Origin of the sequence: Enterococcus sp. CSURQ0835 (assembly GCF_902706605.1) — a bacterium.
Lineage (GTDB): Bacteria > Bacillota > Bacilli > Lactobacillales > Enterococcaceae > Enterococcus_A.
Window position 1 is genome coordinate 11,091 of record NZ_CACSLH010000018.1, and the last position, 23,384, is coordinate 34,474.

Annotated in this window: 19 protein-coding genes and 1 other annotated feature; of the genes, 17 read left to right on the top strand and 2 right to left on the bottom strand. The window is 43.0% G+C overall.

The features are described from left to right. The first annotated feature begins 51 nt into the window (after nt 1–51). The 5 genes from copZ (at nt 52) to GVJ38_RS08615 (ending at nt 6,631) form a co-directional block, all read left to right on the top strand. Nucleotides 52–261 (top strand): copper chaperone CopZ, encoded by a 210-nt coding sequence (gene copZ, locus GVJ38_RS08595; protein ID WP_159722746.1) that lies wholly within the window; start codon nt 52–54, stop codon nt 259–261. Then, complete coding sequence (locus tag GVJ38_RS08600) at nt 262–2,433, top strand: heavy metal translocating P-type ATPase (protein WP_159722747.1); 2,172 nt, start codon at nt 262–264, stop codon at nt 2,431–2,433. It abuts the gene before it with no gap. A gap of 18 nt (nt 2,434–2,451) precedes the next feature. After that, the gene (locus tag GVJ38_RS08605; RefSeq protein WP_442896032.1) at nt 2,452–4,626 is read left to right on the top strand and encodes a heavy metal translocating P-type ATPase; all 2,175 of its coding nucleotides are present in this window, start codon (nt 2,452–2,454) and stop codon (nt 4,624–4,626) included. A gap of 142 nt (nt 4,627–4,768) precedes the next feature. After that, nucleotides 4,769–6,067, top strand: a complete 1,299-nt coding sequence (locus GVJ38_RS08610) for a hypothetical protein (RefSeq protein WP_159722748.1) — start codon at nt 4,769–4,771, stop codon at nt 6,065–6,067. A gap of 21 nt (nt 6,068–6,088) precedes the next feature. After that, complete coding sequence (locus GVJ38_RS08615) at nt 6,089–6,631, top strand: type II toxin-antitoxin system Phd/YefM family antitoxin (protein ID WP_159722749.1); 543 nt, start codon at nt 6,089–6,091, stop codon at nt 6,629–6,631. Between the two features lie 91 nt (nt 6,632–6,722). Here the strand turns inward: GVJ38_RS08615 and GVJ38_RS08620 are convergent, their stop codons facing one another. Both GVJ38_RS08620 and GVJ38_RS08625 read right to left on the bottom strand, forming a co-directional pair. Beyond that, nucleotides 6,723–6,950: a hypothetical protein gene (locus GVJ38_RS08620; RefSeq protein ID WP_159722750.1), complete on the bottom strand. Its 228-nt coding sequence runs from the start codon at nt 6,948–6,950 to the stop codon at nt 6,723–6,725. An 82-nt stretch (nt 6,951–7,032) separates the two neighbouring features. After that, nucleotides 7,033–8,286, bottom strand: coding sequence for a multidrug efflux MFS transporter (locus GVJ38_RS08625; RefSeq protein WP_159722751.1), 1,254 nt, complete (start codon nt 8,284–8,286; stop codon nt 7,033–7,035). Nucleotides 8,287–8,527: 241 nt separating this feature from the next. On the opposite strand from GVJ38_RS08625, the gene GVJ38_RS08630 reads away from it, so the two are divergent. The 12 genes from GVJ38_RS08630 (at nt 8,528) to GVJ38_RS08685 (ending at nt 23,378) form a co-directional block, all read left to right on the top strand. Next, a complete protein-coding gene (locus GVJ38_RS08630) occupies nt 8,528–8,899 on the top strand; it encodes a DUF1033 family protein (RefSeq protein WP_159722752.1) in 372 nt (123 codons plus the stop codon). Next, the gene (locus GVJ38_RS08635) at nt 8,838–10,913 is read left to right on the top strand and encodes a DNA topoisomerase III (RefSeq protein ID WP_159722753.1); all 2,076 of its coding nucleotides are present in this window, start codon (nt 8,838–8,840) and stop codon (nt 10,911–10,913) included. The genes GVJ38_RS08630 and GVJ38_RS08635 overlap by 62 nt, the downstream gene beginning before the upstream one ends. Before the next feature lie 189 nt (nt 10,914–11,102). Continuing rightward, nucleotides 11,103–13,778 (top strand): sigma-54-dependent transcriptional regulator, encoded by a 2,676-nt coding sequence (locus GVJ38_RS08640; RefSeq protein WP_159722754.1) that lies wholly within the window; start codon nt 11,103–11,105, stop codon nt 13,776–13,778. A gap of 154 nt (nt 13,779–13,932) precedes the next feature. Continuing rightward, entirely contained in the window at nt 13,933–14,256 is a 324-nt protein-coding gene (locus tag GVJ38_RS08645; protein WP_159722755.1) for a PTS sugar transporter subunit IIB, read from the top strand. A gap of 21 nt (nt 14,257–14,277) precedes the next feature. Then, nucleotides 14,278–14,610: a PTS lactose/cellobiose transporter subunit IIA gene (locus GVJ38_RS08650; protein WP_159722756.1), complete on the top strand. Its 333-nt coding sequence runs from the start codon at nt 14,278–14,280 to the stop codon at nt 14,608–14,610. A gap of 14 nt (nt 14,611–14,624) precedes the next feature. Beyond that, nucleotides 14,625–15,791 (top strand): GNAT family N-acetyltransferase, encoded by a 1,167-nt coding sequence (locus tag GVJ38_RS08655; protein WP_159722757.1) that lies wholly within the window; start codon nt 14,625–14,627, stop codon nt 15,789–15,791. A gap of 195 nt (nt 15,792–15,986) precedes the next feature. Continuing rightward, entirely contained in the window at nt 15,987–17,240 is a 1,254-nt protein-coding gene (locus GVJ38_RS08660) for a PTS sugar transporter subunit IIC (protein WP_159722758.1), read from the top strand. Between the two features lie 68 nt (nt 17,241–17,308). After that, nucleotides 17,309–18,697 (top strand): glycoside hydrolase family 1 protein, encoded by a 1,389-nt coding sequence (locus tag GVJ38_RS08665; RefSeq protein ID WP_159722759.1) that lies wholly within the window; start codon nt 17,309–17,311, stop codon nt 18,695–18,697. A 2-nt stretch (nt 18,698–18,699) separates the two neighbouring features. Next, nucleotides 18,700–19,788 carry a DUF871 domain-containing protein gene (locus GVJ38_RS08670; protein ID WP_159722760.1) on the top strand — a complete coding sequence of 363 codons (1,089 nt, stop codon included), beginning with the start codon at nt 18,700–18,702 and terminating at the stop codon, nt 19,786–19,788. A 264-nt stretch (nt 19,789–20,052) separates the two neighbouring features. Then, nucleotides 20,053–20,310 (top strand): FeoA family protein, encoded by a 258-nt coding sequence (locus GVJ38_RS08675; RefSeq protein ID WP_159722761.1) that lies wholly within the window; start codon nt 20,053–20,055, stop codon nt 20,308–20,310. Next, nucleotides 20,288–22,210 (top strand): ferrous iron transporter B, encoded by a 1,923-nt coding sequence (gene feoB / locus GVJ38_RS08680; RefSeq protein ID WP_159722762.1) that lies wholly within the window; start codon nt 20,288–20,290, stop codon nt 22,208–22,210. Before GVJ38_RS08675 ends, feoB begins: the two co-directional genes overlap by 23 nt. A gap of 88 nt (nt 22,211–22,298) precedes the next feature. Beyond that, nucleotides 22,299–22,531 (top strand) — a binding site (T-box leader). 205 nt (nt 22,532–22,736) lie between these two features. Further along, the gene (locus GVJ38_RS08685; protein WP_159722763.1) at nt 22,737–23,378 is read left to right on the top strand and encodes an amino acid ABC transporter permease; all 642 of its coding nucleotides are present in this window, start codon (nt 22,737–22,739) and stop codon (nt 23,376–23,378) included. Nucleotides 23,379–23,384: the final 6 nt, after the last annotated feature.

The following is a 23,384-nucleotide window of genomic DNA, read 5'->3' on the forward strand; positions in this document are numbered from 1 at the left end:
TTAGATCCAGTATTACAAAAATAATCAAATTTAAAAGAGGAGTGTTTTATGATGAAACAAAAATTTGCGATCAACGGAATGAGCTGTAACCACTGTGTTGCCACAGTTGAAAAAACGATCAATGAATTGCCGGGAATTGAAAAGGTCAAAGTCAATTTGAAAAAAAATCAAGGTAGCGTCAAGTTCGATGAGACCCAGACGTCCGCGCAAGAAATCGCTGATAAGGTCAGTGCTGCAGGGTACGAGACTGAGGTGATCTAAATGGCGGAAGCGGCAGTGGAAACATTTGTGATCACAGGCATGACTTGTGCGAATTGTTCGGCGCGAGTCGAAAAAGAATTGAAGACAACGCCAGGAGTTAAAAGTGCTAATGTGAATTTAGCGACTGAAAAAGCGACTGTGGAATATGAGCCAACGATCACGCCTGAATTTTTGATCCAACGTGTCGAGTCGATCGGCTATGGTGCGATCTTATTTGATGAAGAACACAAGCAAAAAATCGCCGCTGAAAAAGCTGGCTACCTCCAAAAAATGAAACGCGATTTGATCATCAGTGCCATCTTAACGACACCGCTTGTCGTAGCAATGGTAGCCATGATCTTAGGGAGCAATGCGGGCTGGGTCCATGTCCTGCATTTACCTCTCGTTCAGTTACTGTTAGTGACTCCGGTTCAATTTGGGATCGGCCAACGTTTTTATCGAGGCGCTTACCACGCGTTAAAAACAAAAGCGCCGAATATGGATGTCTTAGTGGCGATGGGAACCAGCGCGGCTTACTTATTAAGTATCTATAATGGTTTTTTTAATCCTCACAACTCGGATCTTTATTTTGAAAGCAGTGCCATGATCATCACGTTGATTTTGTTGGGGAAATATTTGGAGCAAAAAGCTAAGACCAAGACGAGTGATGCGATCAAACAACTGATGGCATTGCAAGTTAAGACAGCGGCTATTTTACGGGATGGTCAAGAGTTTCAAATTCCCATCGAACAAGTCCAAACTGGGGATCGTTTGATCGTACGACCAGGTGAACAGATCCCCGTTGATGGTGAGATCGTTCGCGGACAAACGACATTAGATGAAAGCATGTTAACAGGTGAAAGTTTGCCCATCGATAAGAAAGTCACTGACCCAGTCTATGGTGGAACGCTGAATACGACGGGAAGTATCGAAGTGACCGCAACTCAAGTTGGCAGTCAAACGGTCTTAGCTCGGATCATCAAATTAGTAGAAGAAGCACAAGGTGAAAAAGCACCGATCCAACAAATCGCTGACCGCATTTCAAAAGTTTTTGTCCCCGTCGTTTTAGGGATCGCCGGTTTGACGTTACTTATTACCGGCTTTGTAACAGGTGACTGGCAACAAGCGATCGTACACAGTGTGGCCGTTCTTGTCATTGCTTGTCCTTGTGCGTTAGGGTTAGCGACGCCGACTGCGATCATGGTCGGTACCGGTTTAGGTGCTAAATCAGGAATCTTGATCAAAGGCGGCGGCGCGCTGGAAAAAACGGCCCATTTGACAACGATCGTCTTAGATAAAACTGGCACGATCACCAAAGGGCAGCCGCAAGTCACGGACTTTGAAAGTCAGGACCCTAAAAATTTAGCGCGACTAGTTAGTTTAGAAAATCAATCGGAACATCCATTAGCGAAAGCAATCGTTGCTTACGGGGAGGCTGAAACTTTATTACCGGTCACGGACTTTGAAAGTTTGACTGGCTTTGGGATCACCGGTAAGTTAGATAACCAAACGTATTTTGTCGGATCACGTCGCGGCATTTTGAAGCGTGGTTTTACGTTAGAGAATTTTCCACAAGTCGATTCATTGGAACAGTCGGGCAAAACGGTGATGTTTTTAGCCGATGAACAAGAAGTACTGGCACTTGTAGCGGTCAGTGATCAGATCAAAGACAGCTCGGCTGAAGCGATCAAACGCTTGAAAACAAAACTCAACGTTAAAATGTTGACCGGCGATAATCCGCAAACGGCCGCTTTCATCGGTGCTCAAGTTGGCTTGAGTCCAGCTGAGATCGTCGCCGAAGTCTTACCAGAAGACAAAGCGCAAGTGGTTAAAGCATTGCAAGCAAAAGGCGAAATCGTTGGCATGGTAGGTGATGGGATCAATGATGCACCGGCACTTGCCTTAGCTGACATCGGGATTGCAATGGGCAGTGGGACGGATATTGCGATGGAAACGGCGGATATCACGTTGATGAATAGTGATTTGTTATCAGTGGAAAAAAGTATTGCTTTGTCGCACAAAACATTGCGTAAGATCAAACAAAACTTATTTTGGGCTTTCTTGTACAATGTGATCGGGATTCCGTTTGCTGCGTTAGGTTTTTTGAATCCCATGATCGCCGGAGGAGCAATGGCATTTAGTTCAGTCAGTGTTTTACTGAATTCACTGAGTTTGAATCGGAGTAAAATTTAAGGTTGGAGGGATTGTTAGATGGCAAATAAGAAACAAGATCCAGCTCAGAATGACATGGGAAGCACGTCTTCCCATGAGCATTCTTCAATGGATTCAATGAGCCACGGTCATATGGACCACAACGAACAGGATATGGATCATATGAGCATGGACCATTCAATGCACGGAATGGAGCAGATGGATCATAGTCAGATGGACCACAGTCACATGGATCACGATTCGATGGGTGGGATGGATCACTCGATGCACATGGGTAACTTCAAGCAAAAATTTTGGTTATCGTTGGTCTTAGCGATCCCGATCATTCTTTTGTCACCCATGATGGGATTACGTCTACCATTTCAAATCACATTTCCCGGTTCGGAATGGGTTGTTTTGATCTTAGCAACGATTTTATTTTTCTATGGTGGGCAACCTTTTTTAAGTGGGGCCAAGATGGAAGTGCAAATGAAAAGCCCTGCGATGATGACGTTGATCGCGATGGGGATTTCGGTTTCATATATTTATAGTCTGTATTCCTTTGTGGCGAATAAATTAAATCCAAGTGCTCACGTGATGGATTTCTTTTGGGAATTAGCGACGTTAATCGTGATCATGTTGTTAGGTCACTGGATTGAGATGAATGCTGTTTCCAATGCCAGTAGTGCGTTAAAAAAATTAGCAGAACTTTTACCAGATGAAGTGACGCAATTAACCGCAGATGGTTCGACAAAGCAAGTAAAATTACAAGCTGTAAAAAAAGGTGATCGTCTTTTAGTTCGTGCAGGAGATAAAATGCCGACTGATGGTGTGATTGCTAAAGGTGCGACGACAGTTGATGAATCAGCTGTCACCGGTGAATCAAAAGGTGTCACAAAAAAAATGGGAGATCCAGTCATTGGTGGATCGGTCAATGGTAGTGGCACAGTGGAGATCACAGTTTCAAATACTGGAGCAGATGGCTATTTGGCAAAAGTTATGGAGATGGTCAAGCAAGCCCAAAGCGAAAAGTCAAAACTAGAATCACTTTCAGATAAAGTCGCGAAGTGGTTGTTTTATGTAGCGTTGGGCGCTGGTCTATTGAGTTTTGTAGTTTGGCTATTGGTGGCCGATTTGCCGCAAGCCTTAGATCGAATGGTCACCGTGTTTGTGATTGCCTGTCCCCATGCATTAGGTTTAGCGATTCCCTTAGTCATCGCTCGATCTACTTCATTAGCGGCTAAAAATGGTTTGCTGTTAAAAAATCGTAAAGCTCTCGAGCAAGTCAATCAAATGCAGTACATCTTTTTAGATAAAACTGGAACGCTGACGCGCGGCGAATTTACCGTGACTGGTGTAGAGCTTGTGACAGCTGACTATACGAAAGAACAAGCGTTAGCTTATATCGGAGCATTGGAAAGTCAAACAAATCATCCACTGGCTAGTGGGGTCATGAACTATTTAAAGACCGAAAAAATCGATTGGTTACAAGCCGATGATGTCAAAACGATTAATGGTGTTGGGGTATCCGGTCAAGTTGGACAACAAGCAGTGGCTCTAGTCAATCAAGGCGAAATCGAAAAACGAGGATTGACTTTTGACACTAGCCGCTTGAAAAAATATCAAGTGCAAGGCAATACGATCTCCTTTTTATTGATTGATGACCAACTGATCGCCTTTTTCGCATTAGGGGATACGATCAAAGAAGATGCGAAAGACTTTATCGCTGCATTGAAACAAACGGGGATCGAGCCGGTGATGGCAACCGGTGACAACCAAGAAGCCGCTAAAGCAGTGGCTGACTACTTAGGAATCAAGGAATATTATGGTGAACTGCTACCAGATGGCAAAGAAAAAATCATTCAGTCTTATGTTGCTCAAGGAAAAAAAGTCATGATGGTCGGTGATGGGATCAATGATGCTCCTGCTTTAGCCCGTGCTTCGATCGGGATGGCAATTGGTGCTGGGACTGATATCGCGATTGATTCAGCTGATGTCGTGTTGACGAACAGTCATTTGAGCGATATTTTGAAATTTATTGAATTAGCGAAAAAAACGCGGAGCAAGATGATCCAAAACTTATGGTGGGGAGCTGGCTATAATATTTTAGCGATTCCATTAGCAGCAGGGATCTTAGCTCCGATCGGGATCATTTTAAATCCAGCAGTCGGCGCGGTCTTGATGTCGCTTTCAACGATCATCGTGGCAATCAATGCGATGACATTAAAAGTTTAGCAATTAAACGTGTAAGTGATGAAGAATCGTCGCTTGCGCGTTTATTTTTGCTTACTAAAGGTTCGTTGCAAAAGCTTGATACCTTTTTTCTTAATTTATTTAATGAATAAGCTTGCCACAAGTCAAAGGGAGTGTGCTACAGTTGCCGAAAACTGGAACGGGTGATGAAATGTTGTGGCAATTATTTACAGAAAAAACGACTCAGCGACGGATGCATTTAGTCTGTTTATTAGAAAAGAAAGCAGTCCCATTAGCTGAGTTAGCACGATGTGTTGATTATAGTAGTAAGACCCTTCAACGCGATCTGATTTTTTTGCAGCAAACGTACCAGCTGCAATTTCAAATCGGGGACCGGATCGTTTGGCAAGATAAAGAAAAATATCCTACACTGTATCAACAACTGCTACATGACAGCCCACGTTTTTGTTTATTTGAGCAATTTTTGTGGGGAAAAGAAAAGGCTGCTCACTCAAAGATTCGACAACCGTTGCAAGAATTGAATCGATTTTTTAAACCACTGGGGATCTGGCTTGATACGAAAGCCGGTTGTCTAGCCGGAAATCAACGCGTGATTTTTCAATTACGACTCCAATACGTTAAAGATTTTACGAGCTGTAAATCTTCTAAGCAACGATATGAATATTTTTTGGCCCAACGAGCCCCCGTTTACTTTGCAGAAAAATATTTGGAACAAGTTGCGGATGATCCGTGTTTTTTTCGGTTTTTAAATGAATGCGATTTCACAATGCGCCAGCGGATCGGCTTTTATCAAGATCATCAATTGCAGGCTGTAGAACATAATCAATTATTGGCCCAACACCAAAAAAGTGCTAGCCCGTGTTATCAAAAAGTAGTCCGATTGATGGCGGTCTTAAAGCGCTACTTTACATTTTCTCACCACCAACAAGCTGCTTGCCAGCGGATGTGTTTTAAATTATTGTTAGCGATTGAAACGGAGCTGCCATTAGCTTATGTCCGATTGGCTGTTTACCGAAGTCAGTCGCAAGCGCCGCGTTTTACGAAACAGTTGAGCCAAGAGTTGCAACAATTAAGATTAGTCGTTCAATCAGAAAACGAATTGTTTCAAGCGATTTTATTTGATTTGATCGAAAAAATCTTGCCTCATGCATTCAGCGAAAAAAGTTGGCGCGTGGGCTTAGCATTGAAAAGTTCGGCGACGGAACAAGCGCGAAACCAACAGCAACTGCAACATGCCTTTGGGTTAGTTGGCAAAATCGAGATCATTTTATTTAAAGCGGGGGAGCCATTGCCGCCGCGATTAGATGTGGCGATCATTGAAGACCATTATGAAACACCACCTGCTGCGATCCCGATCTTTCATTTCAAAGACATCTCACTAGCTGAGCTGTTTATCTTTTTATGGCAATTAATCCAAGAGCAAGACATTTTTTGCTTGCCGCGGATATGCTATAATGAGTGAAAAGAAAGGGACGAAGCTGACGTGGAGTTGAAAAAACTAGAAGTACCGACTTCTTCGATTACAGAAGTCAAAAAATCCCCGATGACGGTCTTTGAACAAGCTCGTCAAGCAGGAACGGGTGTCTATATCTTTAATCGTGAAAAAATCGCTGGCGTGATGTTGACTAAAGAACAATATGAAGGGCTGTTAGAAGAGTTGACCGAGTTACGTCAACGTGCAGCTGAACTGGTGAGCGAGCCTGCAGTAGCTGTAAAGGAAATCGAAACTGTACCAGCAGGTTTAGAAGAGTTAGCGCAAAGCTTGCGCCAAAAAATCGTGCCAGGCACAGTCGTTTCCGCGCGCTATTTGGATGAACAAATGGTGTTTGCAGGGTTCATCACGAAAAAGACCGGTTTTGGCGGTGTGACCGAGATGCTGCGGGAATTGGAAAACAGCGGTAAGATCGTTTACCAATTGCGCCGGAAAGAAAATGGCCAGCAAGTCTATGGCGAGATTGAAGGAACGTTACCTGAAAATCAACCAGATCATTTAAAAATCGAGCAATTTAAATTAATCGCCCGCTAAGTTAGGGCGGTTGAACGAAATAAAAATCCCGTCAACGCACAACGTTGGCGGGATTTTTTTCGGTCAAAGCTAATCGAATCACACTGATCGACTATAAGGTATCTTTAAATTGTTCCAGCACGAGGGTGATCTCAGGTTGACGCTCGGGTTCGATCAGTGGCAGTAATTCTTGTTTGAGCTGCGCGGCTTTCTGATCATCATAGTTAGCAGCATCGATATCAGCAAAACTTTTAGCCAATACTTCTTCTGCCGCTTTTTCTTTTCCAGGTAGAACACTTTGTTTTACGAAATCAAAAAATTTTTCTTGTGCTGTTTGCATCATCATCCACTCCTTTTCTTCTATTATAAAGAAAAGAACTGGCTTAGACGACTAAAAGGATTCGTAAACGAGTTAGAAAAAATCAGTGATTGGTATCCGGAGCTTCCTGGTAGTCGTGTTCGATTTCTTTCGTGTTGCGGTGAACGGAAAGATAGTTGATCAAGATCAATAAGGAAGTGGAGAGAAAGACGCCGCGGTAACCAAAAATAGATGAGACGCTTGAACCGATCATAGGTCCCATAACATTGCCGGCTGCTTGGAATGATTGGTTGTAACTAAAAATCCGGCCAGCTGCATCATGTGGTGAGTATTTAGTGATCAAAGCTTGCACAGCCGGTAAGAGACACGCGTCTGAAATGCCGACTAGAAAACGCAAGAAGCCTAGCTGCCATACATTTTGGACCAGTGACATCGGTAAATAAACGAGCATCGCAAAAATCAAACCAACGCCTAAGATTTTTTCGCTACCGATCCGATCTCCTAACCGACCAAAACGCGGTGCAGCGATCAGTGTAGCGATCCCGGGAATCGAAGCAATGATCCCACTGACTAAGGTGACATCACCAGCATGATGCATCAACTCTCGGACGTATAAACTAATGATCGGACTGATCGAGTTGTTGGATGCTTGGATGATCATTGTCGTAATGAACATGCCGATGATCAAGTGGGGATATTTCAATTCTTGATAGATCTGTTTAGCGGGGATCATATCTTTTTTCTCAACCGGCGTAAATTCTTCGTGGACGAAAAATAAACTCAACAAAAAGACGATCAATAAAATCGCGCCAGTGATAAAAAAAGTATAACGATAACCGAATAATGAGGCGGCGACCCCACCGACTAAAGGACCCAATAAATTTCCTGTGACCGCACCAGTCGAAAGCGTTCCAAGTACTTGACCGCTTTTTTCTCTCGGTGTCCCCGTAGCAACTAGCGCGGTGGCATTACTGATGTAACCGGAAAAAACGCCTTGCAGTAAACGCAAGCCGATCAGTTGATAAACACTTGTGACAAGTCCCATCAACGCGATGACGATCGCCATGCCCAGCGAGGCTCGCAAAAGCATCAGCTTCCGGCCCTTTTGATCGGCCAACCGACCCCAAGCCGGCGAGATGATCGCAGTGACTAAAAAAGTAGAAGAAAAGGTAATCCCACTCCAAAAATTGAGTTGCGTACTAGAGTAATGCCCTAATGTATCGATGTATAAAGACATGAACGGCATGACCAAACTAAAGCCGACGCCCGCCATAAAAGTCCCGAACCACAAGACGATCAAATTTTTTTGCCACGTGGCGCGCGGTTGAAATAATTTTTGTTTAATTCGTTGGGTCAAAACGGAATATGCCTTCTTTCAAATGTTTTCAGTTTCTATTTTCAAGTTTAACAGGGGAAAACGAGATATAAAAATGACTTGCTTTATGGTAAAGTGGTATTTAAGGAAATCGCAAACTTTCTATGGCAAAATAGAAATTAACTTGTTTGCTGATTAAATTAAAAAGTCCGTCAACTAAACAGATTACTTGCCAATTTTTTTTCCACTGCTTATGATTGAATTGCATAAAGGGGGAACTATCATGTATCAAGTAATTAAAATGTACGGTGATAATGAGCCGTGGTGGTTTTTTGACGGTTGGAAACAAGATATCAAGGAAGAAAAACAGTTTACTGATTTTGCGAGTGCCCAAAATTACTACGCAAACTGTTGGCAGGAATTTTCAGAACATAATACATATCAAAATGCGAAAAAAAATTATTTAAGTGCTTTTTGGAATCCTGAAGACGAGCGCTGGTGTGAAGAGTGTGATGATTATCTTCAACAGTATTGGGGCTTGGCTTTGTTAAAAGATGGAGAAGCACTAGACTTGGAGAGTGGAAAAGAACTTTATGAAACAACTAATTCTAGCGGAAAAACCAAGTGTTGCAAGAGACTTAAGCAAGGTGCTTAATGCGAATCAAAAACATAAAAATTATTTCGAGGGTCCTAACGTGATCATCACGTGGGCCCTTGGTCATTTATTGGGCTTAAAAATGCCGGAAGACCTCAATCGGGAATGGCAAACGTGGCAAATGGAGACCTTGCCGATGATTCCTAAAAAGATCGGGATCAAACCACTGCCTAAAACCGGCGGACAGTTAAAAACGATCAGTCAGTTAGCTAAACGCAGTGACGTTTCTGAAGCGGTGATCGCAACAGATGCGGGACGAGAAGGTGAACTAGTAGCACGCTGGATCTTAGAGTGGGTACGGTTCAATAAGCCAGTTAAGCGGTTGTGGATTTCTTCGCAAACAAACAAGGCGATCAAAGATGGATTTAAAAAATTACGTCCGGCTAAAGAATACGATGATCTTTATCAATCAGCGTTAGCTCGAGCAAAAGCTGACTGGTTGGTAGGGTTGAATGTAACGCGCGCCATGACTGTCAAATACCAAGACAATCTCTCGGCTGGTCGGGTCCAAACACCGACACTCGCGTTAGTTCGCCAACAAGAAAAAAAGATCGATCAATTTCGGCCGCAAAATTATTTTGAGATTCGCTTAGAAGTCAATGGTCAAAAAGCGAAGCGACAACAAAAAAATCCCTACGCGATTAAAGAACGTGACGAAGCGGAAAAAATCGTTCATACTTTGAGTCAGCAAAAAGGAACGGTCACAAAGATCCAAGAAAAAGAAAAAATCGAGCCGGCACCACTGCCGTATGACCTAACGGAGATCCAGCGGGAAGCCAATGCACGTTATCAATTTTCAGCTAAAAAAACATTGTCACTGGTTCAAAGTTTGTATGAAGTCCATAAGATCGTCACATATCCGCGGACAGATAGCAAATATTTAACGAGTGATATGAAAGCAACGATGAAAGAACGTCTGCAAGCAATCAGTGATTTTGCGCCGGAAGTCAAGCAATACATCAAAGGCGGCGCGGTCGTCAAACAGCAAAAAGTTTTTCAAGATAGCAAAGTCACCGATCACCATGCGTTGATCCCGACTGAACAACGTCCGCGGTATGAAAAATTAACTGGGGATGAACAGAAGATCTACAATTTGATCGTGGAGCGTTTTTTAGGTCTATTTGCTGAACCGCATAAAGAACGCCAACAAAAAGTGACCGTGACTTTTGGCGAAGATACTTTCACTTTTTCACAGCATGAAGTTTTAGTGGCCGGGTGGAAACAAAAAGAAGCTGCGACTCAAACGGCAGTTGATTGGCAAGAAGGACAAAAGATCGTGCCGAGCTTTTCGATCGAGCGTGCATTAACGACACCACCTAAACCATTGAGTGAAGGGACGCTGTTAGCCCAAATGGAAAAATTCAGTCTGGGAACACCAGCCACTCGGGCCGAGATTATCGAAAAATTGATCAAGTCGGAATTGATGGAGCGAACCCCTCACGGCTTGCAAGTCTCACCAAAAGGGAAACAATTGTTAGAGCTCGTTAATCCAGCACTTGCGACACCCGAGCTGACCGAAAAATGGGAAAAACAATTGGAACAGATCGCTCGCGGGAAATACAGCAGTCAGAAATTTTTAAGTGAGATCGAAAAAGATACGAAACAACTGGTAAACGAAGTCAAACAAAGCGAGAAAAAATACCAAGACTTTTCGATCACGCAAAAAAAATGTCCCGAGTGCGGCTCGCCATTACGAGAAAAAAATACGCGGGATGGCAAGATCTATGTTTGTACAAATCCTGAGTGTAATTATCGGCGCCGCAAAGATCCAAAAGTTTCCAATCATCGTTGCCCGCAATGTCATCGCAAGATGGAGATCATTGATGGCAAAAACGGTTCATATTTCCGCTGTAAATATGATGGGACGACGGAAAAAATGTTAGATAAAAAAGAACGCAGTAAAAAAATGAGCAAGCAGGAAGAACGACGCTTGTTGAAAAAAGTCAATCAAGAAGCTGAAGAACAAGAAAGTCCATTGGCAGCAGCCTTAAAAGCAGCTATGAAAAAAGAATAAGGTGACTAGTACAGCGTAGCCAATTAGCTAATGTGAGTCAGAAAGAGTGAGACCGCGAGTCCCACTCTTTTTTGCAGTTTAATCGTCAGCTTTAAAATGCAATCCTATTTTTTGAGAAAAATTTGGAAAATTTTAATGCAGATTGGTTATAATGGGTTTGCTCTATACCAAAGATCTGGAGGTGTTCGTTTGAGTTCACGAAAAGAAGAAGTATTTGAGTGGTTGAAAAAAGCGGCGACTCCGCAAAGTGCGGCGCAGTTAGCAGAAAAAATGCAAATGGATCGAACAAATGTCAGCCGCTATTTAAATGAGTTGGTTAAAACAGGTCGTGTCCAAAAAATCGATGGCCGGCCGGTTTTATTTCAAGTCCAAGCGATCAAGACAAAAGTCGCGACAGAAGATCATATCACCTTTGATAATTTGATCGGTCGTGAAGATTCTTTAAAAAGTCAGATCCAAAAATCAAAAGCGGCGATCTTATATCCACCGCGGGGTTTACATACAATTATTTTTGGTGAGACGGGGACCGGGAAAACGATGTTTGCTGAGTGTATGTATCACTTTGCTGTTTCTTCTGGCATGCTGGATGAGACAGCACCGTTTATCACCTTCAACTGTGCCGATTATGCCCAAAACCCGCAACTGCTTTACGGGCATATTTTTGGTGTGAAGCGCGGAGCTTTTACGGGGGCAGAAGAAAACCGAGAAGGGTTAGTGGCAAAAGCTGACGGCGGTATTTTATTTTTAGATGAGATCCATCGCTTACCACCAGAAGGTCAAGAGATGCTGTTTACGTTTATCGACAAGGGAATTTATCGTCCATTAGGGGATAGCAAAGAAAAAACTGCGGCTGTTCAGATCTTAGGCGCGACGACGGAAACGAGTTCGACTTTTTTGACGACTTTCAATCGCCGCATCCCGATGCAGATCGAACTGCCTTCATTAGAACAGCGCTCATTAGATGAGCGGCTGGCGATCATCAAAGAATTTTTGCAGCAAGAAGCAAATCGTTTGAATCAAGAGATCGCGATCGACAAAAAAAGTTTGCTCGCTTTTTTATTGTATCAAGCAGAAGGCAATATCGGCCAATTAAAACGAGATTTAAAGTTAGTTTGTGCCAAAGCATTCTTACATTATCGGACGAAAAATGATGGTCAAAAATTGATGATCGTTCAAGAAGATTTGCCGTTGAGTGTTCAAAAAGGTCTGCTGCGAGAAAAAGAAACGCCCGAGACCATCAGTCCATTGATGGATAAAAAAAATCTCTATCTGTCATTTAAGCCAGGCAAAGAAGAAGTCGTTTGGGCGCAAGATCCGACTCAAAGCATGGAAGTTTATAATTCGATCGCTCATAAGTTGGATCATTTGAATCATGAAAACTTAAGTGAGATCGATTTGGAAGAATTGATCTCAAATGATGTCGATCGTTATTTTGATACGTATGTAGAAGAATTGTCCCATACGAATGCGTATCGTGAGATCATCTCAGACGAGTTGTGGCATTTGACTAATGAGATCTACAGTATCGCTACTGAAAAACTACAACGACAATTTGATGAAAAAGTCCGATTTGCTTTTGCGTTGCACATGAACTCAACGATTGAACGAATTCGCGCCAACCAACTGATCCCGCATCCGAATTTAAATGAGATAAGGCGACGCTATTCAAAAGAATTTCAATTAGCAATCGAGATTTCTGGCCAAATCGAAGAAGCGTATCACGTGATGATCCCATTAGATGAAATCGGGTTCATTACGATGTTTCTGACCAAAGAGATCAGCGAGAAAAAAATGTTGGCGGAAAAACAAGTGGCAGTCATCGTGTTGATGCACGGCCGCTCGACTGCTAGCAGTATGTTGGAAACAGCGCAAGATCTGTTAGGGACACAAAACGGTATTGCGTTCAACATGCCGTTGACGGTAAAAACCGAGGAGATGTACACGCAATTACGAAATTACTTAGCCGCTAGCAAAGAAAATTTTTCAGAAGGGATCATATTGTTAACCGATATGGGCTCTTTGAATGACTTTGGGAAATTGATCTATCATGAGACAGGGATCCGAACGAAAGTCATTACGTTAGCCAGCACGTTGTTAGTTTTAGAAACATTGCGCCTAGCTTCACTAGGTCGCAGTTTAGAAGATATTTACCACAGTGTGATGACGATGTTTGTCAATTTGGTCCAACAAGAAGAATTAGTAAAAAAAGATCGTAAAAAGGTGATCATCGTCGCGTGTTTCACAGGCGAAGGTGTGGCGCGTAAGTTGCATGAAGTCGTCTCGCGGCTGGTAGACCCAGCTGAATTTGAAATCGAGCAAATGCAATTTTTAGAAAAAGAAAGCTTTAAGCACCGCATCGATCAGTTGATCGACCACAAAGAGATCGTGGCGATTGTCGGAACGATGGAGATCAGCTATCAACAGATCCCATTTGTTCCAGCGTTAGATTTATTCGATCGCAAAAAGATCATCGCCTTTCAAGATTTATTAGGCACGCAGTTGACATTGACTGAGATGATCAAAGCATTGACTGGAGATTTTTCACCAGAACTCGATGTGACGGAATTATTTTTAACGATCGAGCAAGGCTTGAAACGAATCCGCACGCAACAAACATTGGTGATCGATCCAAATGTCTTACAAGGCATCGCGATCCATTTGGCCTTTTTGGTAGATAAGATAAAAAAAGGCGAGCATAGTCCCGCGTTTAATGATTGCGAAAATTATTTGACCCAGCAGCAGGGATTATTGGGAGCAGTCATGCAGCTGTTGACACAATTACAAGAAAAATTTGGTGTCTTGTTTACTCCCGATGACCAAGCCTACTTAGTGAAGATGCTCCATGACAATGACCTTAACTTATAAAATTGATTCAATGAAGGGGGTTACACAGTGTGTAACCCCCTTCTTTTTTGTGTGTAAGCGCTAAACTGCATCAAGTAAAGGCTGCTTGTTAAAAAAAGTTGGCACGCTTTTTGCTTTATAGTTAATGTCAAATAAAATTTAAGGAGTGTTTTAGATGAAACGAATTATGTTAGTTTGTTCAGCTGGAATGAGTACGAGTTTATTGGTCACAAAAATGGAAAAAGCAGCAGAAGCTCAAGGGATGGAAGCCGATATTTTCGCTGTCTCCGCTTCAGAAGCAGATGCTAAACTTGAAGATAGTGAACATCCGATCGATGTGATGTTGCTTGGACCTCAAGTTCGCTTTATGAAGAGCCAATTCGAAGATAAATTAGCGGGTAAAAATGTGCCATTAGCAGTGATCGACATGAAAGATTACGGCATGATGAATGGTGAGAGTGTTTTAAAAACTGCAATGGAACTAATCGACAATAAATAAAAAATAAAAGGAGATTTAGCGATGACTGAACCGTTGAATCAAGAACAATTAGAAGCAGTCATGGGATTGATCGTCAATGCCGGAAACGCGAAAAGCGATGCGATGGAAGCCATCCAAGCCGCGAAAAAAGGCGATTTCGAACAAGCGCATGAAAAATTAAAAGCGGCTGAACAAGCCTTAGTAGAAGCCCATCACTCACAAACGAGTCTGTTGACTGACGAAGCGAGTGGCAAACCGATGAACATCACATTGTTGACGGTTCACAGCCAAGATCATTTGATGACCAGTATCACGTTCAACGATTTAGCAAAAGAAGTCGTTGAGATCTATGAACGTTTAGCTGCCGACGAATAAAAGGAGGGAGTGGCGTGCGTTTAGAAAAAAATGAAGCCGCTTTAAAAGACGTCGCTCATTTGATCGAGTACGCCTTCAACAAAACAGATTCAATTGAACATGATCCATTGTTTTTATCTCGTTATGAACACGCGACGTGTTACGGGCAAAAAACAGCCGGTGAGTTAACGAGCTTAGTAATGGCCAATCATTTTACCGCGCAATTTTATCATAGTCAGTTGCCATTAGCCGGGATCGGTTACGTTGCAAGTTTTCCTGAATATCGAGGCAGCGGTGAGGTGGCCCACACAATGGTAGAAGTGCTGAATGATTTAGCAAAACAAAACGTTGCGCTGTCATTATTAGCGCCTTTTGCAGAAGATTTTTATCGCCAATTCGGCTATGAGCAAGTGAGCTGGCAAAAAAAATATCAACTAAATCAGCAAGCTTTTGCCCAGTTGAAAAGTGAAAAGGCCGGCTCTATCAAACGGGGAACGTGGCAAACTGCAGCATTGCGTGAAACAGTTTTAGCACTTTATCATGAACAGTTAACGGCTGGATGTGAAGCCGCAACGATCGCACGAGAAAATTGGTGGTGGCAGCGCAGTGATCAGTACTATCCCCACCGCTTTATCGCAGTGGCTTATGATGAGTTGCACACGGCTTGTGGCTATTTGATCTATCGCCTGAAAGGTGACACTTTTATCGTGGATGAACTTTCCTATCGAACTATTTTTGGCTTACGGAAATTATTGACTTTTATGAAATCCCACGTGTCATCCTTTCAAAAATTCAGCTACGCCGCACCAGTGACTGAGCAGTTGGAAGATTGCTTTTTAGAAACGGCGGACTTACAGATCGAATTAGTTCCTTACATGATGGGCCGCATCATTGATTTTCAAACTGTCATCGAAAACGTTCCGCTAAAAACGGGCGATTACTATTTTGAAGTGACGCAAGATGTGCAGTGTCCGCAAAATGTTGGCATTTGGCACGTTGCGGTAGCGGATAAGAACCGAGTCCAAAAAGTTGAAAATCACTCAGCGGATCTGGCAGGAGCGATCACGAGTTGGACCCAATTATTATTAGGTGGGCGAACGTTAGATGCCTTACTGTTTACGGAAAGGCTGACTAGTCCACGACCAGAAAAAATCAAATATTTATTTCCAATCGGCCGTCACTCTTTTTATGATTATTTCTAAGCGGCGGTTACGATACTTTAACGCGAAGACGTGAAAATCAAACAGAAATTTGAAAAAAATTTCTACACCTTAATAGGAACAAGGATGCCAGTTCCACTTGTTAAAGTTAGATTAGTGGAATGGTATACGGCGTGAAAATCAAACAGAAATTTGAAAAAATTTCTATACCTTAATAGGAACAAGGAGGAAAAAATTATGAATCGCTTTATCGATTTTATGGAAAAACATTTTATCCCGGTTGCTTCTAAGATCGGCGCGCAGCGTCATCTAGTTGCGATTCGAGATTCATTTATGGTTACGATGCCGCTAATGATTTTAGGGGCATTGGCAGTCATGATCAACAATTTACCGATTCCAGGTTTCCAAAGTTTTATGAACGGTATTTTTGGCGGCAAAGCTTGGCAAGGCTTCGGGGGCTCTGTTTGGAACGGAACCTTTGGCGTACTGTCGGTTTTCATCGCCTTCTTAGTTGCGTATAACTTAGCCCACACATATGGCAAAGATCCAATCGCTACCGGTGTTGTCTCCGTCGCTTCATTCTTTACGTTAGGAGCAGCTGTCAGTGGAATGAACTCAACTGGTTTGTTCGTAGCGTTGATCGTTGGGATCTTAACGGCTGAAATCTTCACTCGTTTAGTTGGCAATCCAAAATTAGTTGTTAAAATGCCTGATGGAGTACCGCCAGCAGTTGCCAAAGCTTTTGCGTCACTTTTCCCAGCTATGATCACGATTTCGATCTTTGGTTTAGTCGCAGCAATCATTGCCGCGTTTGGTGTCAAAGATATGTTCGAAAGTTTCTACAAATTAGTCCAAGAACCATTCATGGGCTTAGCAAACTCTTACGGCTCAGCTTTACTGATCGCCTTCATCACACCATTCTTGTGGTTCTTTGGATTACATGGTGCCAACATGATCGATCCATTCATGCAAACGATCAATGCACCAGCGATCGAAGCAAACGTTCGGGCGATCGAAGCCGGACATGCAGCACCTTATATCGTCAACAAACCATTTATCGATTCATTCGTCAACATGGGCGGAACGGGTGTAACCCTTGGTTTGATCATCGCGATTTACTTAGTAGGTCGTAAAAATAAACCATTCATGGTCGTTAACAACTTAGCGGCAGCGCCTGGTATTTTCAATATCAATGAGCCATTGATGTTCGGTTTGCCACTAGTCTTGAACCCGATCATGTTCATTCCATTTATTTTAACGCCGATGGTTTGTGTATCGACTGCTTACTTTGCGACTAAATTTGGTTTAGTGCCTCCAGCAACTGTAATGCCACCATGGGTAACACCACCGATCATTGGTGGGATCTTAGCTACTAAAAGCTTAGCTGGCGGTGTGTTAGCTGCCATCAACTTAGTTATCGCTGTTTTGATGTACATTCCATTTATCATCATGTCAAATATTCAAGAACAGAAAAAAGGACAAGAAATCTAAATCAAAAAAGGGATTCGCGGATCACAAGTCCTTTGAATCCCTTTTTTAATCAAAGGAGAACTGTAACGATGAAAAAATTTCCCGAAAACTTTTGGTGGGGAGCTGCCACTTCTGGTCCCCAAAGTGAAGGCCGCTTCCACAAAAAACACGCCAATGTTTTTGATTACCATTATGAGATCGACCCAAGTGCGTTTTATGATCAAGTCGGCCCAGATACCGCGTCAAATTTTTATAACGATTACAAAAATGACTTGCAGCTGATGAAAGAAGTCGGCATGAACAGTTTGCGGACGAGTATTCAATGGTCACGGTTGATCGATGATTTAGAAAAAAATACCGTTGATCAAAACGCTGTTGATTTTTATAATCACGTGATCGATGCGATGTTAGAGATCGGCTTGACTCCCGTGATGAACTTACATCACTTTGATTTGCCAGTCGAACTGTATCAAAAATACGGTGGCTGGGAATCTAAAAAAGTGGTGGAATTATATGTCGGGTTTGCGGAAAAATGTTTTGAGCTATTTGGTGACCGTGTTAAATACTGGACGACGCATAACGAGCCGATGGTAGTCGTGGAAGGCCAATACTTATTCCAATTTCATTATCCTAATCTCGTGGATGGCAAAAAAGCAGTCCAAGTAGCCTACAATTTAAATCTAGCATCGGCTAAAGCGATCGCTAAATTCAAAGCGATGGATTTAAAAGACGCGCAGATCGGAACAGTTTTGAATTTGACCCCGACGTATGCCGCTTCTGAGTCACCAGAAGATCAAGAAGCAGCGCGCATCGCGGAGCTTTGGAATAATAAAATGTTTTTAGAGCCTGCGATCTTCGGTCATTTTCCAAGTGAGTTAGAAGAGTTATTGACTCGCGACGGTGTCTTATGGGAAACGAGTGATGAAGAAAAAGCGATCTTTAAACAAAATACGATCGATTTTCTTGGCGTGAACTACTACCATCCAAATCGAGTGAAAGCACCAGATGTTGCACCGGATTCTGTGGGTGCGTGGATGCCGGATCGTTATTATGATGCATATGACATGCCAGGTCGTCGCGTGAACTTAGACCGCGGTTGGGAAATTTATCCGCAAGCGTTGTATGATATCGCCATCAACATCAAAGAAAACTATGGGAACATTCCGTGGTACGTTTCGGAAAATGGCATGGGCGTCTCCAATGAAGAACGCTTTATGAATGCTGACGGGATGATCGAAGACGATTACCGAATCGAATTTGTCAAAGAGCATTTGACTTGGTTGCATAAAGGAATCGAAGCGGGTTCTAATTGCTTTGGCTATCACATGTGGACACCGATCGACTGTTGGTCATGGTTGAATGCTTATAAAAATCGTTATGGTTTTATCTCAAATAATATCCATACACAAATCAAAACGATCAAAAAATCAGGACGTTGGTTCAAACAAGTTGCCGAGCAAAATGGTTGGGAGGCGTAGCGATGAAACGTGAACTAGGCATCTCGATCTATCCAGATCATAGTGATCCAGCCAGTGATCGGGCTTATTTAAAAAAAGCGGCTGACCTTGGTTTCACTCGGATTTTCATGAGTATGTTGGAAGTGACAGAAGGCAAAGAAAAAGTCAGCCAGAAATTTAAACAGCTGATTGAATACGGCAATGAATTAGGGTTTGAAACGATTTTAGATATCGCGCCGTCGATTTTTGATGAACTAGCGATTTCCTATGATGATCTAAGCTTTTTTGCGGAACTAGGTGCAGCGGGGATTCGATTAGACGAAGGGTTTGACGGGAACAAAGAATCATTGCTGACGTTTAATCCGCAACAGTTGGCGATCGAATTGAATATGAGTAACAACGTCGCGTATTTAGATAATATTTTATCTTATGAAGCGAATCGCCCGTATCTTTATGGCTGTCATAATTTTTATCCGCAGCGCGGCAGTGCACTGCCGTATGATTTTTTTGTCGCGTGTAGTCAGCGTTTCAAACAGCAAGGCATCAAAACGGCTGCTTTTGTGACAAGCCAAGTAGGGACAGTTGGGCCATGGGATGTCAATGATGGACTGCCAACTTTAGAAGAGCACCGCGACTTGCCAATTGAAGTCCAAGCCCGCCACTTGTTTGCCACTGGCTTGATCGATGTCGTGATCATCGGCAACGCGTATGCTTCTGATGAAGAATTGGAAAAAGTCGCGGCGATCGATCGTTACAAGTTGAGTTTTACGGTGGAGCCAGTACCGGCCATCAGTGAAGTCGAGCAAAAAATCTTAACGGATCAAAATCATTTTCGGCGCGGAGACATCACAGCTCAAACGGCACGCTCGACCCAAGTGCGAGTAAAATATGCGCAAGTCCCGAACCCACCGCATGATGAGAACGAAATTTTTCAAGTGGGTGACGTGGTGATCGGTAACGATGCCTTTGGAAAATATAAAAATGAATTGCAAATCATTTTAGAACCGCATCGTGATCCGCGTAAAAATTTAGTTGGCAAGATCCCACAACAAGAACTTGTGTTGTTAGACTTTTTAAAACCTTGGACCAAATTCAAATTTATTTCAGCATAAAACAACGAACTCTAGCTTACGAGCTGGAGTTTTTTTGTCTTCATCCTCTATTCAGCTAAGCTTTAAACTGTGATGCTACCTTAGCTGCGCAAACTTTTTTTGCGGCAGAACAGTTCGGGATCGTTTTGCTTTTAATCACAAAAGCTCTTGCATTTTCTAAATCAACAAGGTAACATAGTTAATAAAGTTAGGCGTGGCTAAACATTTAAATTTTGCTGAAAATGTTGAATGAAATAAATTGAGTAAAGAAAAGGAGTGAGGCAGATGCGGTTATCTGAATTGGCAGTCGGACAAAAAGGGATCATCAATGAAAATTATTTAGATCCTGAAATGACACGCCGCTTGTGGGATCTAGGTTTTACGAAAGGGACTTTGATCGAAGCGGTCCAACAAAGTCCTAGTGGTGACCCGATTGCGTATAAAGTTCGCGGAACGATCTTTGCGGTTCGTAAAAAAGATGCGGCGTTAGTCGAAATCATCAAGCAGGAGGTGAGAGAAGATGGAACAGACGCAGACGCTTAAAACGGAAACTGAATTTACCGTGGTCAAAAAAAATGCGGATGATCAAGTCATCGCTTTTGCAGGTAATCCGAATGTTGGGAAAAGTACGCTGTTTAACTCACTGACAGGGATGCGGCAACACACCGGGAATTGGCCGGGGAAAACAGTTGGACTCGCACAAGGCAATCATGAATTTAAAAATAAAAATTATGTGCTGGTGGACTTGCCGGGAACTTATTCTTTGTTAGCTCATTCAGCCGAAGAAGAAGTCGCGCGCGATTTTATTTTATCGGCTGATGCGGATGCGACGGTGGTCGTTTGTGACGCGACGGCTTTAGAACGAAATTTGAATCTCGTATTGCAGATCATGTTGCTAACTAAAAAAGTAGTGGTCTGTGTCAATTTACTCGATGAAGCCAAACGAAAAAAAATCCAACTTGATTTAGAAAAACTGGCGGCTTTACTGGGAGTGCCGGTAGTCGGGACTTCTGCCACCTATGAAACGGGATTGACGGAACTGATGACCGCTGTCCAAAAAGTGACGACAGGTGAGGCTGTGGTCAATCAAACGATGTTCACGCAATTACATGATTTGGTGACAGACCATGAAGAGCAGCAAGTTGAAGCATTGATCGATCGTGCAGCCGTCATTGCTGCTAGTGTCGTGACTACTGACGATGCGAACCATGACAAAGTCGACCGCAAACTGGATCGACTGTTTACTAGTAAATTGACCGGGATCCCGATCATGCTTTTATTACTGCTCGTGATTTTTTGGTTTACTATCGAAGGCGCAAATGTTCCATCTGATTTATTAGCGACGGCGCTGTTTCGCTTTCAAGATGTGTTGATGAGTTGGACGAACAGCTGGCCGACTTGGCTGCAAGGCTCTTTGATCGAAGGCGTTTATCGCGTCGTTGCTTGGGTCGTTTCGGTAATGTTACCACCGATGGCGATTTTCTTTCCGGCGTTTACGTTGTTAGAAGATTTTGGTTATTTGCCTCGTGTGGCCTTCAACTTAGACCATGCTTTTCAAAAAGCGGGTGCGTGTGGTAAGCAAGCACTGAGCATGTGTATGGGCTTTGGTTGTAATGCAGCCGGAGTGACTGGTGCACGGATCATTGATTCACCTCGCGAGCGATTGATTGCGATCATCACTAATAACTTCGTACCTTGTAACGGTCGTTTTCCGATCTTGATCACCGTGATCACGTTGTTTTTTGTCGGGAGTGCTAACACGTTGACGAATTCGCTCTTATCAGCTGCCTTTTTGACTGGCGCGATTTTATTAGGTGTATTGATGACGATGGGGATCTCACGGGTGTTGTCACAAACGATTTTGACTGGACTGCCTTCTTCGTTTACATTAGAGTTGCCGCCGTATCGGAAGCCGCGGATCGGCCAAGTCTTAGTACGTTCGATTTTGGACCGGACCTTGTTTGTCTTAGGTCGCGCGTTGAAAGTTTCGGCACCGGTGGGCTTGTTGATCTGGATCTTAGCCAACATTCAAACTGGCGATGGTTCACTGTTACAAGTTATCACCAACTTTTTAGATCCGATCGCCCACGTATTTGGGTTAGACGGTGTGATTTTGATGGCGTTTATTTTAGGACTGCCAGCTAATGAGATCGTGATCCCGTGCATGTTGATGGGGTATTTAGCAACGAGTACGATCGTGGATTATGATTCATTAGGTCAATTGAAAAATCTATTATTAGCCAATGGTTGGACTTGGCTGACTGCGTTAAACGTCATCTTGTTCACGTTGTTTCATTGGCCTTGCGGAACGACGCTACTCACGATCAAAAAAGAATCGGGGAGTGCCAAATGGACGCTGGTTTCATTTCTCGTACCGACTGTGATCGGCTTGGCGCTGACCTTTTTAACGACGCTGATCGCCCGTTTACTACAGCTCGTTTAAAATTTGAAAAATGAGAAAAAACTGACAATTTATTGAACTTATCGGTTGACAAACTTTTTTTCTGGCGGTATAGTAACAACAACTTAATCAAACGACAGTGAAAAGAAGAGTAGCAAGTAACGGATTACAAGAGAGCTTCTGGTTGGTGAGAAGAAGCAATCGTTAAGTGTGAACCACATCTTTGAGTCGGCTGGCTGAACAACTAGTAGGTCGGTCCGGGAAGCCCGTTACAGCTACGGTCATTTAACGATGACTAGAAGAGGTCGCTTGTTGTAAGACAGCGATGAAAAAAGGTGGCACCACGTAATTTACGTCCTTTAGTCGATTCGGCTAAAGGACTTTTTTATTATCTCGTGCCTTGCTTCTAGTAACTGACCGATGGAGTTCTTTTCTGTGAAGAAAAGATAAATTGAGGTGGCACCACGTAGCTTACGTCCTCTGGTAAATTTACCAGAGGCTTTTTTTATTCAACCCGTCAAACAGCGGGCAAAAAATCAACCGAGCTTAACTATTGGAGGAGACGAAGATGAATTATTTAGCTGAAGTCATGCCGCAACTATTACAAGGTGCGGTCACTACCTTGAAATTATTTTTGTATACGATTATCGGATCGCTGCCGTTAGGAATTATTTTATCGGTAGGACTGGCAAGCCGCTTCAAACCGTTGCAGGCCATCTTGCATTTTTATGTTTGGATCATGCGAGGCACGCCGCTTTTGTTACAATTGATCTTTGTTTTTTACGGCTTGCCGATCTTAGGGATTGTGTTTGATCGTTTTGATGCCGCACTGTTAGCCTTTGTTTTGAATTACGCGGCTTATTACGCAGAAATTTTTCGCGGGGGGATTCAATCAATTCCAGAAGGACAATATGAAGCAGCGCGGGTCTTGCGTTTGTCGCCTTGGCAAACGGTCAGCCGGATCGTGATCCCGCAAGTGGTGAAGATCGTGTTACCTTCAGTGGGAAATGAAGTGATCAATTTAGTGAAAGATACTTCTTTAGTTTATATCTTAGGTTTGTCAGATGTGATGCGGGCCGGCAAGATCGCAATGGAACGAGATACGACGTTATTGCCATTAGTCGGAGTCGCTTTGATCTATCTAGTCTTAACCGGTGTTGCAACGCTGATCATGAAACAATTAGAAAATCGATTGAATTATTATAAATAAAAGCAG